The following is a 15,384-nucleotide window of genomic DNA, read 5'->3' on the forward strand; positions in this document are numbered from 1 at the left end:
AAACAAAAAACCCAAAGAAACCCAAAAACAGGGCCCAAACAACTGGCTCAAAAGCTCACAAACACACTGTTGAGTTCTCAAACAACACGCGCTGGGCCAGCCCTGCCGGGCTGTACAAGCTTCAGGTTTGGCTCCCCGTCTGGGCCGAGAGCCTTGCCCCGGCCGGCTCGCCGTCCCTTCCGGGCCAGCTTCCTGCCGACGGGAAAGAACTTTACACCAGCCTCCACGGCCGTTTTCAGGGGGGTCCCAAAAGATCGTTTCCGCTGGTCAGCGGCCGTTTCGCCGCCGTGGAGCCGGTCACCGCGACGATCGTCGGCTGCACCGCGCCTCCCGCCTGTCCCGACACCTGCCTGCCGACGACGCACTCACGCCAGCGCTCGAAGCGAACCGCGCGTCGGACCGGGCACGGACACCGGCAGGTCGCATCCGGCCGAGCACGTCGGCATCGGCCGGAGCACGAGCTCCAAGTGGAACCCGCTCACCGAGCGTGCAGCGCAAGGACCGCCGCGGGTGGCACGGTCGGCCACCTTGGGGTGGTGTCACCGAGCATGCAACGCAGGGACCGCCGAACTGCGGCTGCCCGGTGGAGCAGCCCGTGCGCATGAAGCCGCCCGCACCGAGTCGACGGATCACGCGTTTCGCGGAAGCGGCTTTCGCCGCAGCGCTGTCCGACCACGGCACGATGCGACAACTGCCGAGTCCACCGATGCAACGGCGCTCGACTCCGTCATGAACGCAGGCTCCCCGTAGCTGCCCACGGCTCTCAACCGCACGCACGTGGTCGCCCGCACCACAGGCACGACACGCATCCGCGCGCAAAAAGCAGCTGCTTGCCGGAGTGTGACTCGATGTGTGCCACGCATCCGCACGAAAAGAAGCTGCTCGCCGATCCGATCGCGGGATCGACGAGCAGGAATCAGCTCTGGGCTTGGCCTGTGCTCAGCGCAGTACGCGCACGCCGGCGACGTTGCGCTTGCCGCGCCGGACGATCAGCCACTTGCCGTGCAGGGCGTCCGAGGCCTGCGGCCGCCACTCCTCGTCGGAGATCTTGGTGTTGTTGACGTAAGCGCCGCCTTCGCGAATCGTCCGGCGCGCCGCACCCTTCGAGTCCACCAACCCGGAGACGACGAGCAGGTCCACGATGGTCGGGTCGTCGGCCAGCGCGACCTCCCCCGTCGGCACTTCCGCCATCACCGCGTCGAGGGTCGCCTCGTCCAGCGCCGCGAACTCGCCCTTGCCGAACAGCGCCTGGCTGGCCGCGATGACTTGGGCCGTCTGGTCCGGGCCGTGCACGAGCGTGGTCAGTTCCTCGGCCAGCCGCCGCTGCGCGGCCCGCCGGAACGGCTCGTCCTTCGTCAGCCGCTCCAGCTCGGCGATCTCCTCCTGCGGCAGGAACGTGAACAGCTTCAGGTACCGGATCACATCGGCATCGGCGACGTTGATGAAGTACTGGAACCACGCGTACGGCGACGTCATCGCCGGGTCCAGCCACAGCGACCCGCCGCCGGTGGACTTGCCGAACTTGCGGCCCTCCGAGTCGGTCACCAGCGGGGTCGTCAGGCCGTGCACCGTGACGCCCTCGACACGGCGGATGTAGTCCACCCCGCCGACGATGTTGCCCCACTGGTCCGACCCGCCGATCTGCAGTTTCGTGCCGTAGCGGCGGTAGAGCTGCAGGTAGTCGTACGACTGCAGGAGCAGGTAGCTGAACTCGGTGTAGGAGATGCCGTCCGTGGCCAGCCGCCGCTTGATCGTCTCGCGGGCCAGCATCGTGTTCACCGAGAAGTGCTTGCCGACCTCGCGCAGGAACTCCAGCGCGCCGAAGCCGTCGAACCAGTGCAGATTGTTCTCCGCGATCGCGCCGGTCGGCGAGTCGTCGAAGACCACGAACTTCTCCAGCTGGGCGCGGATCTTCTCCAGCCTGGCGGCCACCACGTCGGGGCTGACCAGGGCGCGCTCCCCCACCTCGCGCGGATCGCCGATCTGCCCGGTCGCCCCGCCTGCCAGCACCACCGGCCGGTGGCCCGCGCGCTGGAACCGCGCCAACGTCACCAGCTGCAGCAGATTCCCCGCGTGCAGGCTCTCCGCGGTGGGGTCGAACCCGCAGTACAGCGTGAGCGGGCCCGCGGCCAGGTCCTTGCGCAGTGCCTCCAGGTCGGTCGACTGCGCGATCAGCCCACGCCAGGACAACTCGTCGAGAATCTGCTCAGTCACAGCCCTCATCTTCCCTTACTGCGCTTGCCGCCTCTGCGGTAGGGACTGACCGCGGGGGAATCGACCCAGAACCGCCACGGGGTGTCGTGCGCGGCCGCCACCCCGACCCTCGGCCCCGAGTTCACCTTCCGGCACGGTTCCGGCGCCGCCCACAGCCTGATCGGCGACGACGGCTCGGTCACGTCCACGCCGTTGTGCTCCCGGGTGATGCCCAGGGCGGTGCACAGGCGTGCCGGGCCCCGCGCCAGGTCGGCGTGGTTGCGGGCGGCCGGGCGCCGCCGGGCGGCCAGCTGCACGCCGTCGACGATCTCCGCCGCACGCAGCAGCACCGCGCCCGGCTCACCGTCGGTCATGCTGACCACGTTGGCGCAGAAGTGCATGCCGTAGACGAAGTACACGTACAGCCTGCCTGCCGGCCCCCACATCACATCGTTGCGGGCGGTGCGCCCGCGGTAGGAGTGCGAAGCGGGGTCGTCGGCGCCCCGGTAGGCCTCCACCTCGACGATCCGGGCGCGCACCCCGTTGGCCTCGATCGTGCTGCCCAACAGCAGGTGAGCGGCGTCCACCGGGTCGACCGACAGTTCCTCGCGCGTCAACAGCCGGGTCACGCTGCCGCAGCTTACGGCGGCCGCCGTAGGCCCGCGCAGCGGTCCCCCGCCCATCCGGCTCAGCCGAGGTGCGCGGGTGCTGCCGCCCACCGGCGAGCCTCACTCAGCCGTTCGGCGACCGCGGCCAGCTGCTCGGCGACCCGGGACGGCGCCGTGCCGCCGAGGGCGTCGCGGCTGGCGATCGACCCTTCCACCGACAGCACCTCGCGCACCTTCGGGGTCAGCGCCGGGTGCACCGCGGCCAGCTCGCCGTCGGTCAGGTCTTCCAGCCCGGCTCCCCTGCTCTCGGCGATCCGGACGCACTCGCCCGCCGCCTCGTGCGCCACCCGGAACGGCACGCCCTGGCGCACCAGCCACTCCGCGACGTCGGTGGCCAGCGTGAACCCGGCAGGAGCGAGCTCGGCCATCCGGTCGGTGTGGAAGGTCAGGGTGCTGATCATCCCGGCCAGCGCCGGGTACAACAGCTCGAGCTGCTCGATCGAGTCGAACAGCGGTTCCTTGTCCTCCTGCAGATCGCGGTTGTAAGCCAGCGGCTGCGCCTTCAGCGTGGCCAGCAGGCCGGTGAGGTTGCCGATCAGTCTGCCCGCCTTGCCCCTGGTCAACTCCGCGACGTCGGGGTTCTTCTTCTGCGGCATGATCGACGAGCCGGTGGCCCACGCGTCGTCCAGCGTCACGTAGCCGAACTCGGCGGTGTTCCAGATGATCACTTCCTCGGCGATGCGGGACAGGTGCACTCCGAGCATCGCCAGTACGAACGCGAACTCCGCGGCGAAGTCGCGCGACGCGGTGCCGTCGACGGAGTTCTGCACCGCCGCCGGGAAGCCCAGCTCGGTAGCCACCGCCTCGGGATCCAGGCCCAGCGACGAACCGGCCAGCGCGCCGGATCCGTACGGCGACTCGGCCGCCCTGGCGTCCCAGTCCCGGATACGCGAGACGTCCCGCAACAGCGCCTGCGCGTGCGCCAACAAGTGGTGCGCGAGCAGGATCGGCTGCGCGTGCTGCAAGTGCGTCCGGCCCGGCAGAACAGCGTCCGGATGACGCCTCGCCTGATCCACCAGCGCTTCGACGATGTCGAGCACGCCGTTGGCCGCCCGGCGCGCGGCGTCACGCAGGTACATGCGGAACAGCGTGGCGACCTGATCGTTCCGGGATCGGCCGGCGCGCAGCTTGCCACCCAGCTCCGTTCCGGCGCGCTCCAGCAGACCGCGCTCCAGCGCCGTGTGCACGTCCTCGTCGGCCGGCTCCGGCCGGAAGGCACCGGACGCGACGTCGTCGGCCAGCTGGTCGAGGGCACGCAGCATCGCGTCGAGCTCGTCGTCGGTGAGCAGACCGGCCTTGTGCAACACCCGGGCGTGGGCGCGGGACCCGGCGATGTCGTACGGCGCCAGCCGCCAGTCGAAGTGGGTCGATGCGCTCAACGCGGCCATGGCTTCGGCCGGCCCGCTGGCGAACCGGCCACCCCACAGCGACGTCGCGCGCTGGTTCTGCTCGTCGTCGGCCATCAGTCGGTCCCGTACTCCATCGCGGCTTCGTCCAGCGTCTTGCCCTCGTCGCCGGACACGGCCGGGTTCGCCGTGATCCGGTCCGCCCCGCCCGCGGGCAGCTCGCCGAACAGGGTGCCGTTCTCCACCAAGACCTGCCCCTGGTCGAGCGGCTGGCGGGCGTAGAACTCCAGCTTGTCACGGGAGTCGGCGATGTCCAGGTTGCGCATGGTCAGCTGGCCGATCCGGTCGGTGGGGCCGAACGCGGCATTGGACACCTTCTCCATGGACAGCCGCTCGGGGTGGTAGGAGAAGTTGTCGCCGCGGGTGTCCAGGATCGTGTAGTCCTCGCCACGCCGCAGCCGGAGGGTGACCTCGCCGCTGACCAGCGAGGCGATCCAGCGCTGGATGGCCTCGCGCAGCATCAGCGCCTGCGGGTCGAGCCACCGTCCCTCGTACAGCAGCCTGCCGAGCTTGCGGCCCTGGGCGTGGTAGTTGGCGATGGTGTCCTCGTTGTGGATCGCGTTGAGCAGCCGTTCGTAGGTGATCCACAGCAGGGCCATCCCCGGGGCTTCGTAGATGCCGCGCGACTTGGCCTCGATGATCCGGTTCTCGATCTGGTCGGACATGCCCAGGCCGTGCCTGCCGCCGATGGCGTTGGCCTCCAGCACCAGCTCGACCGGGTCGTCGTAGGTCTTGCCGTTGATGGCCACCGGGCGGCCTTCTTCGAACCGGACCGTCACCTCCTCCGGCTCGATGTCCACCTCGGGGTCCCAGAACCGTACGCCCATGATCGGCTCGACCGTCTCCAGCGACACGTCGAGATGCTCGAGCGTCTTGGCCTCGTGGGTGGCGCCCCAGATGTTGGCGTCGGTGGAGTAGGCCTTCTCGGCCGGGTCCCGGTACGGCAGGCCGTGCGCGGTCAGCCACTCGCTCATTTCCTTGCGGCCGCCCAGCTCGCTCACGAAGTCCGGGTCCAGCCACGGCTTGTAGATGCGCAGCTCCGGGTTGGCCAGCAGGCCGTACCGGTAGAACCGCTCGATGTCGTTGCCCTTGAAGGTGGACCCGTCACCCCAGATGTCCACCCCGTCGGCGTGCATCGCGCGCACCAGCATCGTGCCGGTCACCGCGCGCCCGAGCGGTGTGGTGTTGAAGTAGACCCGGCCCGCGGAGCGGATGTGGAACGCACCGCAGTTCAGTGCGGCGATGCCCTCCTCCACCAGCTGCCTGCGGCAGTCCACCACCCTGGCGATCTCGGCGCCGTACTCCTTGGCCCGGCCGGGCACCGAATCGATGTCGGATTCGTCGTACTGGCCGAGGTTGGCGGTGTAGGCGCACGGGATCGCCCCGTTGGTGCGCATCCACGCGACGGCGACCGACGTGTCCAGGCCGCCGGAGAAGGCGATCCCGACCCGCTCTCCCTTGGGCAGCGACGTGAGAACTTTGCTCAACCTTCTTCTCTTCCTTCGTTGTCGACGTGCTCGTTCCGGTGCCGATCGGCCATGCCGGTGAACCGGCTTGCCAGCTCCGCCCCGGTGACCGGTTCCCTGGCGACGACCATGACCGTGTCGTCGCCCGCGATGGTGCCCACCACTTCGGGCAAGGCCGCCCGATCGATCGCGCTGGCCAGGAACTGCGCCGCGCCCGGCGGCGTGCGCAGCACCGTGATGTTGGCCGAGCCTTCCGCCGAGACCAGCAGTTCGCTGAGCAGCCGGGACAGCCGGGACGTGCCGCCTTGCACGCCGCGCACCGGGCTGCCGTCCTCCGGGATGACGTAGACTGGCATGCCGCCGTCGGCGCCGCGGAGCTTGACCGCACCGAGCTCGTCGAGGTCGCGGGACAGTGTCGCCTGGGTGACCTCGATGCCTTCCGCGGCCAGCATGCGCGCAAGCTCCGTCTGGCTCCGGATGGCCTTGGTGGAGACAAGCTCGACGATGCGCGCCTGACGGGCGGCGCGCGTCGCTGCCGGATGCGCCCCGGTCACCGTCGCTCCCATCGTCGTCGTGTCCCGTCTGCCCGGCTGCGGGCCGCCGCGGTGCCTGCCCGGCCCGCCTCCGGCGGCCTTCCGGGCGTGTGTGCCCGACCGGTCATGCCGCCGCTCCCGCATCGAACGCGGCAGGCGCGGCGGCCAGGAACGATTCGGCTTGTTCCTCGGTCAGGATCAGCGGGGGTGCCAGCCGCACCGTGTCCGGGCGGACCGGGTTGACCAGAAAACCTGCCTGCTGGGCCGCCTTGGCGACGGCGCCTGCCGCCGGCTTGGTGAGTTCCACGCCGATCAGCAGCCCCGCGCCGCGGACCTCCGCCACCAGGGGGTGCTTCAGGTCCGCCAGGCCGGTCATGAGCAGCTTGCCGACCTTGCCGACATGGTCGAGCAGTCCTTCCGCGTCGATGGTGCGCAGCACCGCGAGTCCGGCCGCGCAGGCGACGGGGTTGCCGCCGAACGTCGTGCCGTGCTGCCCAGGAGCGAGCAGGGTCCCGGCCTCGCCCACACCGATCACGGCGGCCAGCGGGAGCCCGCCCCCGAGGCCTTTGGCCAACGTGACGACGTCCGGCACGATCTGCGCCTGCTGGAAGGCGAACCACGAGCCTGCCCGCCCGATGCCGGTCTGCACTTCGTCCAGCACCAGCAGAGCGCCGTGCCGCCGGGTGATGTCCCGGGCGGCCCGCAAGTAGCCGTCCGGCGGGACCACCACGCCGCCTTCACCCAGGATCGGCTCGAGGAACACGGCCGCCGTTTCCCCGTCGACCGCGGCTTCCAACGCTGCTGCGTCCCCGTACGGCACGTGGTGCACCTGCGGCAACAGCGGTTCGAACGGCGCGCGCTTCGACGGCTGCCCGGTCAGCGTCAGCGCACCCATGGTGCGGCCGTGAAAGGCGTTCTCACAGGCGACGATCTTCGTTCGGCCGGTCAGCCTGGTGATCTTCAATGCCGCTTCGGCGGCCTCGGCACCGGAGTTGCAGAACAGCACCTTGCCGCCGTCCGGCGCGAGATACGCGACCCGCAGCAGCTGTTCGGCCAGCTCGAGGGCCACCGGGTTGATGTAGAGGTTCGACGTATGGCCGAGCGTCGCCACCTGGGCGCTGACCGCCTGGACCACGGCCGGGTGCGCGTGGCCGAGCGCGTTCACCGCGATACCGCCGACGAGGTCGACGTACGAACGGCCGTCGGCGTCCCACACCACGGCGCCTTCGCCGCGCACAAGCTCCAGCTCGGGGGTGCCGTAGTTGTTCATCACCGCGGCCCGCCAGCGCTGCTGCGCTGCGGCGTTCGAGCCCGACGGCTGGACCGTGTCAGACACTCCTGGCCTCCTCCTGGCGCGGCTCGGGCAGCACCATGGTGCCGATCCCGCTGGTGGTGAACACTTCGATCAGCACCGAGTGCGCGATGCGCCCGTCGATCACGTGCGCCGATCGCACGCCGCCGCGGATGGCACGCACGCAGGCCTCCATCTTCGGGATCATGCCGCTGGACAGCGTGGGCAGCATGTCCTCGAGCCGGTCGACGTGGATCTTGTCGATGAGCGACGAGCGGTCCGGCCACGCCGCGTAGAGGCCTTCGACGTCGGTCAGCACGACCAGCTTCTCCGCGCCCAGCGCGGCGGCCAGCGCACCCGCTGCGGTGTCCGCGTTGACGTTGTGCACGACGCCGTCGGCGTCCGGCGCGACCGTCGACACCACGGGAATGCGCCCGGCATTGACGATGTCGAGCACCGCGTCCGGATTCACGCTGGTGACCTCGCCGACCAGCCCGAGGTCGACGACCTCGCCGTCGACCGTGGTTTCCTTGCGGGTCGCGGTGAACAGGTGGGCGTCCTCCCCGGAGATGCCCACGGCGTAGGGGCCATGCTGGTTGATCAGGCCGACCAGCTCACGGCTCACCTGCCCGGTGAGCACCATGCGGACGACGTCCATCGTCTCCGGGGTGGTGACCCGCAACCCGTTGCGGAACTCGCCGCGGATGCCGAGCCGCTCGAGCATCGCCGAGATCTGCGGGCCGCCGCCGTGCACCACGACCGGCTTCAGGCCCGCCAGCCGCAGGAACACCATGTCCTGCGCGAACGCGGCTTTCAGCTCGCCGTCGACCATGGCGTTGCCGCCGTACTTGATTACGACGGTGGCGCCGTGGAAGCGCTGCAACCAGGGCAGGGCTTCGATCAGCACTCCGGCCTTCTCGGCCGCGGAGGCCAGCCGTTCGTCGGCCGGAACGGTGTGTTGCTTCGTCTCGTCCGGGGTCATGAGGAGTACGCGCTGTTCTCTTCGACGTAGCCGTGGGACAGGTCGGTGGTCAGCACGGTGGCGCGGCCGGGGCCCGCGTGCAGGTCGACCTCCACCGTGATGTCGGTGCCGGACAGGTCGGCCTTCGCGCGGTCCTCCCCCGCGGCACCGCCTTCGCACACCCGCACGCCGTTGATGGTGATGTCCAGTCGTTGCGGGTCGAACTCGGCCGCGTTGCCCACGGCCATGGCGACCCGGCCCCAGTTGGGGTCGGATCCGAAGAACGCCGTCTTGCACAGGTTGTCCCTGGCCACCGCGCGGGCGACGGCTTCGGCCTCGGCATCGGTGGCCGCGCCGGTGACGGTGATCGTCACGTGCTTGGTCACGCCCTCGGCGTCCGCCTGAAGCTGGGCCACCAGATCACGGCTGACGCGGGTCAAGGCCGCCGTGAACTCGTCCAGGCCCGGCTGCACGCCGCTGGCGCCCGAGCTGAGCAGCAGCACCGTGTCGTTGGTCGACGTCCCCCCGTCGACGTCGAGCCGGTTGAAGGTCTCGTCGACCGCCGCACGCAACGCGGCCTGCGCGTCGGCCGAGCTGGGCAGCTGGGCGTCGGTGGTGATGACCGACAGCATGGTGGCCATGTTCGGCGCGAGCATGCCCGCTCCCTTGGCGAAGCCGCCGACGGTCCATTCGCCTGCGCTGAGCGCGCTTTGCTTCGGCACGGTGTCGGTCGTCATGACGGCCGTCGCGGCGGCAAGGCCGTGCTCCGGAGTCGACCCGAGCTGCCCGGCCGCGGCGTCCACACCGGACAGCACGGCGTCCATGGGCAGCCGCTGCCCGATCAGGCCGGTCGAGCACACGGCCACCTCGATGGCGCCGATGCCGAGCACCTTGGCGACGTGCTCGGCGGTGGCGTGGGTGTCCTGGAAGCCTTCCGGGCCGGTGCAGGCGTTGGCACCGCCGGAGTTGAGCACCACGGCGGTGAGCTTGCCGGTGGTCAGCACCTGCTGCGACCACAGCACGGGCGCGGCCTTGACCGTGTTGCGCGTGAAGACGCCTGCCGCGATGCGGGACGGGCCGTCGTTGACGACCAGGGTGAGGTCCTTGGCGCCGGATTCCTTGATGCCGGCGGCCACGCCGGCGGCCCGGAATCCCCGCGCGGCGACGACGCCTTGCGACCGGTCCAGCGCGTCGTTGTCGGTCATGGTGCGACTCCCGTCGTTGGCAGGCCTGTGGTTTCCGGCATGCCGAGGGCCAGGTTGAGGCACTGCACGGCGGCCCCGGCGGTGCCCTTGGTCAGGTTGTCGATCGCGGCGACCACGACGAGACGACGAGCGTTGGTGTCGACCGCGATCTGCAGGGCCACGTTGTTCGAGCCCAGAGTGGCCTTCGTGGTCGGCCAGGAACCGTCGGGCAGGACGTGGACGAACGGCTCGTCGTGGAAGGTCTTCTCGTAGACGGCGCGGGCGGAAGCGGTGTCGACGTCTCCGGCGTCAGGCGACAGCGGGGCGGTCGCCGTGGTCAGGATGCCGCGCGGCATCGGGGCGAGCACCGGTGTGAACGAGACGGTGACCGGAGCACCGGCGGCAGCCGCCAGGTTCTGCTGGAACTCCGGGGTGTGCCGGTGTACGCCGCCGACCCCGTACGCCGACGCGCACCCCATCACCTCCGCGCTGAGCAGGTGGGGCTTGAGTGCCTTGCCCGCCCCGGACGTCCCGGTCACCGCCACCACGGTGACGTCAGGCTCGATGAGTTTCGCGGTCAGCGCCGGCGCCAGGGCGAGCGACCCACCGGTCGGGAAGCACCCGGGCACCGCGATGCGCCGCGCTTGCGTCAGCCGATCCCGCTGCCGCGTGCCGTCGGCCAGCGGTAGCTCCGGCAGGCCGTACGGCCACGCACCGGCGTGCTCGCCTCCGTACCAGCGAGCCCAGTCGCCGGCGTTGGTCAGGCGGTGATCCGCGCCGAGATCGATGACGAGTACATCGTCCGGGAGCTGCGCGGCCAGCGCCGCCGAATGACCGTGCGGCAGCGCCAGGAACACCACGTCGTGCCCGGACAACACCTCCGGCGTGGTCTCTTCCAGCACGCGGTCGGCCAAGGGGAACAGATGTGGATGGTGCGCGCCCAGCGGCGTGCCCGCATTGCCGCCCGCGGTCAACGCACCGATGCGAACGGACGGGTGGTCGAGCAGCAACCGGAGCAGTTCTCCACCGGCGTAGCCGCTCGCGCCCGCCACGGCAACCGAGATCATGCGAATAATTATGCATCCCCATGCAAACTCACTCAACGCGGGCCGGTCGACGTGACACTGCTGAGCGAAGGCAGGCCCGGTAGCGGCCGGTCCCAGCCGCTACCGGGCGAACCCGGACAGCAACTCGGCTGCCGCCTTGCGCCCGCAGAGCGGAAGGGGGCGCAGGCCAGCGCGCCGATCCTCGCTGTCTCCCCCGTGCGCCTGCTGAGCGGGGTGCGGACGGAGATCGATTGCCCTCATGTGGCGTCACGGATGGGGCGGTCCCCGCCGTCCGTCAGCACAGCCGGGCGAGTCCGGCTGCGCGGATGGCGTGCGGCCTGCCGCTGCCGCGCGCCCAGCCGCGGAGGGCTGGCCGCCTGCGGCTGCGGAGCGTGGCCCGCCACGGATGGGCTCGCTCCCCTGCGACTACGGCCGACTGCAGGTCCGCACGCCGGGCGGGACGCACCTACTGGCACTTCCGGACCGCAGATCATGGCGGTTTTCTGGCGCCCGGCACGCCCACCTGCGGTCGGCTCTGGCGCGCGGACCCTTCGGCACTGGCCCGGCGGCCAGCTGGTCCGAGGCTCGAGCAGTGAGCTGGCGGAGGTACACCGTGCCGCCACGGCACCGGAGAGGTCGGCCGGTCCTTCCGAGCTAGGGCCGCCGAGCTGAACGCCCACGCTCGGCGGCCCTCGCCGAAAATGGCTGCCTTCCGTGCCGATGCCCCGTGTCGGCCCGGCATTCCAGGGCACTCGGTTGCGACGCTCCTGCCCCGCACCAACGATCCCCACCAGCCCGGACTCCCGGGACGTTCGATTGCTTCCCTCGTGGCCGAGCGGTCCCTTCCGGGCCGATACGGCGCATCCCGGCTGAGCCCCCAATAGCACAGCGAACGCCCCGGCAGCGGCGGCTGACCGGGGCGTTCGCGAGGTTCAGCGGATCAGCGGAAGCGGGCGGGACGCAGCGCCTCCTCGAGGACGGCGGGCTGCTTCGCCGTGCGAACCTGCGCCTGCGCCGCACCCTCCGGCACCGGCTTGGGCAGCGGCGCGCACTGCGCGTCGGAGTCGTTGCCCTTCGTGCGTTCCGGCAGCTTGCCGGTCGCCAGGTAGTCGGCGACCTGGTCGTCCACGCAGACGTTGCCGCCGAGCGAACCGGAGTGAGTGGTGCCACCCGGCACGCTGATCAGGCTGGACTTCGGGAACCGCTTACGCACTTCCAGCGCACCGGAGAACGGCGTCGCGGCGTCCTCCTCCTCGCTGATCAGCAGAATCGGCGGGGCCTTGCTCCCGTCGACCGTGGGCGCCGTGCCCGGCTTGGCGGGCCAGCTCCGGCACGGCGCGTTGTACCAGGTGTTGGCCCAGGTCAGGAACGGGGCCCAGGAGTGGATGCGCCAGCTGTCCTCGCGCCACGTCTTCCAGTCCTTCGGCCACGGCGCGTCGGTGCACTCCACCGCCAAGTAGATGGCGTAGCCGTTGTCGTCCCCCATCCCACTGACCGCGTCGTACTGCTCCTTCAGCAGCGACCAGTCCTTGTCGTGCACCCACGCGGCGAACGCCGTCGCGATGGCGTCCCAGTCGTACTGGCCGTATCCCGCGGGCAGGAACAAGTCGATCAGCTCGGCAGACCCGATCTTGCCGCCTGCCGGTTCGCGGTCCAGCAGCTCCTTCTGCCGGTAGAACTCCCGCTCCACCTCGATCGCCTTGTCGCCGAGGTGGTAGACGTCGTCGTAGCGGGCGATCCAGTCGAAGTAGATCTTGACCACCCGGTCGAAGTGGATGTCCTGGTTCAGGTTCGCCTCGTACCAGACCGTCGCCGGGTTCACCACACCGTCGAAGACCGCACGGTGGATGCGCGACGGGTACTGCGTGGCATAGACCTGGCCGAGGTACGTGCCGTAGGAGAAGCCGTAGTAGCTGATCTTGTCCGCGCCGAGCGCTTTGCGGATGGACTCGATATCGGCGACCACGTCGCGGGTCTTCAGGTGCGGCAGCAGCTCCTTGGCCTCGGCCTTGGCGCACGCCTTGGCGTACTCCGCCATCTTCTTCAGCCACGTGCGCTCCAGCTCGCTCGTCGACGGGACGTACTCCGGCTTGTCGTAGCCGAAGTAGTCCGGATCGCAGCGCAGCGCGGGCTCGCTGGAGCCGACTCCGCGCGGGTCGAACCCGATCCAGTCGTAGGCCTTGCCCGCGTTCTTCGGCACGAAGTCACCCAGAATCGACAGACGCAGGCCTGCTCCCCCCGGCCCGCCGGGGTTGACCAGGATCGGCCCCTGGTACTCCGCCTCGGACGACGTGTGCTTGATGCGGGAAACCGCCAGCTTGATCTTCTTGCCGCCCGGCCGCGCATAGTCGAGCGGGACGACGACATGCCCGCACTCCGCGCCCGCCCTGGCCAGGACCGGATCCTCGCACTCTCCCCACTCGATCGGCGGAGGCTGGTAGGTCGGCGCGGCTTCCGGCGCCGCACCGGCGGCCGGCGCCAGCGCCGCGACGCCTGCCGCCAGTCCGGCAGCGGCCACCGCGGCCATGATCTTTCTCATCGCTGTCCCCTCGTGTGTTCGCCCGATCATGCCCGGGCCGGACGATGATCAAGCGACAATACTCAGCGAATCGCCGCGCGTCCGCCAGCCAACGGTCGTCGGTCATCACCCAGCCGGATGTACTTGCCTCGAGCCCCGGGCGAGCCGGAGGGTGGCCGCTGCACATGTGTCGGCCACATCAGTGCGGCCGTCCCCGCCACGTCAATGGATCGGGCGAGATGGTCGTCCATGAGGCCAACCGATGCAGCGAGACGGTCACCACGGCGCCGTCAATGCAGCAAGACCATCACCACCGCGCCAGTCGCCACCCACGCGGATGGCACCAGCTGCACGGGCCACAGCAGCAGTGCGATGTCCACCGCCGCACCGGGTCGATCGCTCCCTGGCCTGGCCGATCGCCGTGGCCGGGCGGACACGGTGCCCCTCGACACCACACTCGACACCGCAGTAGCGCCATGCGGCCAGCCGCACCAACAGCCACAGCAGCGCGGTGCTCGCCCGGCCGAGCACCGATCTGGGCGGGCTCGATCGCAGCTGCCGCATGGACACGTTGCACGGATGTGGGCATCGGCCGGCTCGACGGCGCCGGCCACGTCCGCCCGCCCTCCCCTGCCCGCTACCGTCACGACCATGACCCAGCCGTTGATCCGGGCCGTCCGCGACGGCCTGGCCGAGCTCGCCGACTCGGGCAGGGCCCCGGACATGCAGCGCTACATGAAGTCCGCCATGCCGTTCCGCGGTGTGCCGAAACCCGCGCGCGCCCAGCTGGCCCGGCGGGTCTTCGCCGAGCACGTCATCGCCGACCGGGCGACCTGGGAGGCGACGGTGCGGCAGCTCTGGCACGAGGCGACCTACCGCGAAGAGCGCTACCTCGCCATCGAGCTGACCGGCCACCGCATGGCCCGCGCCTGGCAGGACCCGGACGCCGTGCCGCTGTACCGCGAGCTGATCGTCACCGGCGCATGGTGGGACTTCGTGGACGAACTCGCCATCCGCCGGATCGGCCCGATCCTGCGCCGGTTCCGCGACGAGCTCACCCCGCTGATGCGGTCGTGGGCCCGGCACGAGGACCGCTGGCTGCGCCGTTCCGCGGTGATCTGCCAGGTCACCGCGAAGGCCGCCACCGACCGCGACCTGCTCGCCGATGTCATCACGGCCAACATCGACGACAAGGACTTCTTCCTGCGCAAGGGAATCGGGTGGGCACTGCGCGACTACGCGAAGACCGACCCGGATTGGGTCCGGGCTTTCGTCGCCGAACACCCTGGGCTCTCGCCGCTTTCCCGCCGGGAGGCGCTCAAGAACCTCTGACCACTCGGGCCGACACCGCCGTCCTTTCGTGCCGGGGCGCCGGGCCAAGCGCTCCCACCGGGAACACGGCCCTGTCAGGACATCCCGCCCACACGAACCGGCGCCGCACACGAGCGATCCGGCCTTCCCGAACCCGACACCACGCTCGAGCGACCCGGACCTGCCGAACCCGACACCACGCTCGAGCGATCCGGACGTCGTTCCGACGGAGAACCAGGGGAAGTATGCCGCCGCATCCTCGATGCGCTGGAGCGCGAGATCGTGCCGCAACCGACGACGAGCCATGAGACTGTCGGATGCCAAGTCCGGTCCTTGCGGACCGAAGCCACGCACTGTCCGATCAGCCCGGACCAGTGCCATGCTCGCGCTGTGCGACCCGCCCGGGCCGGTTCACCCCCTGTCCTCGTCGCGTTGACTCGGCGGGGGCGGCAGGTACGCGCCCGGCGTGTACGGATCGCAGCCGATCAACGGCAGCCTGCGCAAAATGGCGCTCTGGGTTCGGCCGAACGCTTCCGCGATGTCCCGCAGGTCCTCGCCCGCGATCCAGCGCTTCTCCAACTCCGCATCCAGCTCCGCGGTCCACGGCCGCCCGGTGTTGCTCGGCTGTTCCCGGCGCCGGTGCCGATGTCTCCGCGGCTGCCCGGCCGCCGCCAGCAACTCGTCCGACAGCACCTCGGCCACGGCACTCAGCGCGCCGGCCGCCACCTCGACCTGGCCGGCCGCGACCGGGCGGCCTTCCGGGTCCGCCACGTCCAACCGCACGGTGACCTGCCGCTCGGCGGCCTC

The 15,384-nt window shown here is 70.4% G+C and carries 12 protein-coding genes; 1 reads left to right on the forward strand and 11 read right to left on the reverse strand.

Features of this window, described 5'->3' with window-relative positions; all coding sequences use genetic code 11:
• Positions 1-939: 939 nt before the first annotated feature.
• The 10 genes from tyrS to CXP56_RS07365 all read right to left on the reverse strand — a co-directional run bounded on the left by tyrS (position 940) and on the right by CXP56_RS07365 (position 13,287).
• Complete coding sequence (gene tyrS / locus CXP56_RS07320; protein WP_028846608.1) at positions 940-2,214, reverse strand: tyrosine--tRNA ligase; 1,275 nt, start codon at positions 2,212-2,214, stop codon at positions 940-942.
• Between the two features lie 5 nt (positions 2,215-2,219).
• Positions 2,220-2,876, reverse strand: a complete 657-nt coding sequence (locus tag CXP56_RS07325; RefSeq protein ID WP_051309722.1) for a DNA-3-methyladenine glycosylase — start codon at positions 2,874-2,876, stop codon at positions 2,220-2,222.
• 5 nt (positions 2,877-2,881) lie between these two features.
• Entirely contained in the window at positions 2,882-4,324 is a 1,443-nt protein-coding gene (argH, locus tag CXP56_RS07330; protein ID WP_286900533.1) for an argininosuccinate lyase, read from the reverse strand.
• Positions 4,324-5,754, reverse strand: coding sequence for an argininosuccinate synthase (gene argG, locus CXP56_RS07335; RefSeq protein ID WP_028846605.1), 1,431 nt, complete (start codon positions 5,752-5,754; stop codon positions 4,324-4,326). Before argG ends, argH begins: the two co-directional genes overlap by 1 nt.
• Positions 5,751-6,299: an arginine repressor gene (locus CXP56_RS07340; protein WP_051309720.1), complete on the reverse strand. Its 549-nt coding sequence runs from the start codon at positions 6,297-6,299 to the stop codon at positions 5,751-5,753. The genes argG and CXP56_RS07340 overlap by 4 nt, the downstream gene beginning before the upstream one ends.
• A gap of 91 nt (positions 6,300-6,390) precedes the next feature.
• Positions 6,391-7,602, reverse strand: a complete 1,212-nt coding sequence (locus tag CXP56_RS07345; protein ID WP_028846603.1) for an acetylornithine transaminase — start codon at positions 7,600-7,602, stop codon at positions 6,391-6,393.
• The gene (argB, locus tag CXP56_RS07350; protein ID WP_028846602.1) at positions 7,595-8,539 is read right to left on the reverse strand and encodes an acetylglutamate kinase; all 945 of its coding nucleotides are present in this window, start codon (positions 8,537-8,539) and stop codon (positions 7,595-7,597) included. Before argB ends, CXP56_RS07345 begins: the two co-directional genes overlap by 8 nt.
• Entirely contained in the window at positions 8,536-9,723 is a 1,188-nt protein-coding gene (gene argJ / locus CXP56_RS07355) for a bifunctional glutamate N-acetyltransferase/amino-acid acetyltransferase ArgJ (protein WP_051309673.1), read from the reverse strand. The genes argB and argJ overlap by 4 nt, the downstream gene beginning before the upstream one ends.
• Positions 9,720-10,769: an N-acetyl-gamma-glutamyl-phosphate reductase gene (gene argC, locus CXP56_RS07360; RefSeq protein ID WP_038044368.1), complete on the reverse strand. Its 1,050-nt coding sequence runs from the start codon at positions 10,767-10,769 to the stop codon at positions 9,720-9,722. Before argC ends, argJ begins: the two co-directional genes overlap by 4 nt.
• A 919-nt stretch (positions 10,770-11,688) precedes the next feature.
• Positions 11,689-13,287, reverse strand: a complete 1,599-nt coding sequence (locus tag CXP56_RS07365; protein WP_028846599.1) for an alpha/beta hydrolase — start codon at positions 13,285-13,287, stop codon at positions 11,689-11,691.
• Between the two features lie 630 nt (positions 13,288-13,917).
• Between CXP56_RS07365 and CXP56_RS07370 the strand changes: the two genes are divergently transcribed.
• Positions 13,918-14,598: a DNA alkylation repair protein gene (locus CXP56_RS07370; RefSeq protein ID WP_038044367.1), complete on the forward strand. Its 681-nt coding sequence runs from the start codon at positions 13,918-13,920 to the stop codon at positions 14,596-14,598.
• 390 nt (positions 14,599-14,988) lie between these two features.
• Here the strand turns inward: CXP56_RS07370 and CXP56_RS07375 are convergent.
• Positions 14,989-15,384 (reverse strand): helix-turn-helix domain containing protein (locus tag CXP56_RS07375; protein ID WP_286900538.1); only part of this gene is annotated, 396 nt, incomplete at its 5' end.

Origin of the sequence: Thermocrispum sp., from assembly GCF_002919275.1 — a bacterium.
GTDB lineage: Bacteria > Actinomycetota > Actinomycetes > Mycobacteriales > Pseudonocardiaceae > Thermocrispum > Thermocrispum agreste.

Excerpts from the sequence above, each read along its gene's own strand:
- CXP56_RS07365 (WP_028846599.1), bottom strand. The coding sequence starts at position 13,287 with ATGAGAAAGATCATGGCCGCGGTGGCCGCTGCCGGACTGGCGGCAGGC.
- argH (WP_286900533.1), bottom strand. The coding sequence starts at position 4,324 with ATGGCCGACGACGAGCAGAACCAGCGCGCGACGTCGCTGTGGGGTGGC.
- CXP56_RS07325 (WP_051309722.1), bottom strand. The coding sequence starts at position 2,876 with ATGGGCGGGGGACCGCTGCGCGGGCCTACGGCGGCCGCCGTAAGCTGC.
- CXP56_RS07340 (WP_051309720.1), bottom strand. The coding sequence starts at position 6,299 with ATGGGAGCGACGGTGACCGGGGCGCATCCGGCAGCGACGCGCGCCGCC.
- argC (WP_038044368.1), bottom strand. The coding sequence starts at position 10,769 with ATGATCTCGGTTGCCGTGGCGGGCGCGAGCGGCTACGCCGGTGGAGAA.
- CXP56_RS07370 (WP_038044367.1), top strand. The coding sequence starts at position 13,918 with ATGACCCAGCCGTTGATCCGGGCCGTCCGCGACGGCCTGGCCGAGCTC.
- argJ (WP_051309673.1), bottom strand. The coding sequence starts at position 9,723 with ATGACCGACAACGACGCGCTGGACCGGTCGCAAGGCGTCGTCGCCGCG.
- argB (WP_028846602.1), bottom strand. The coding sequence starts at position 8,539 with ATGACCCCGGACGAGACGAAGCAACACACCGTTCCGGCCGACGAACGG.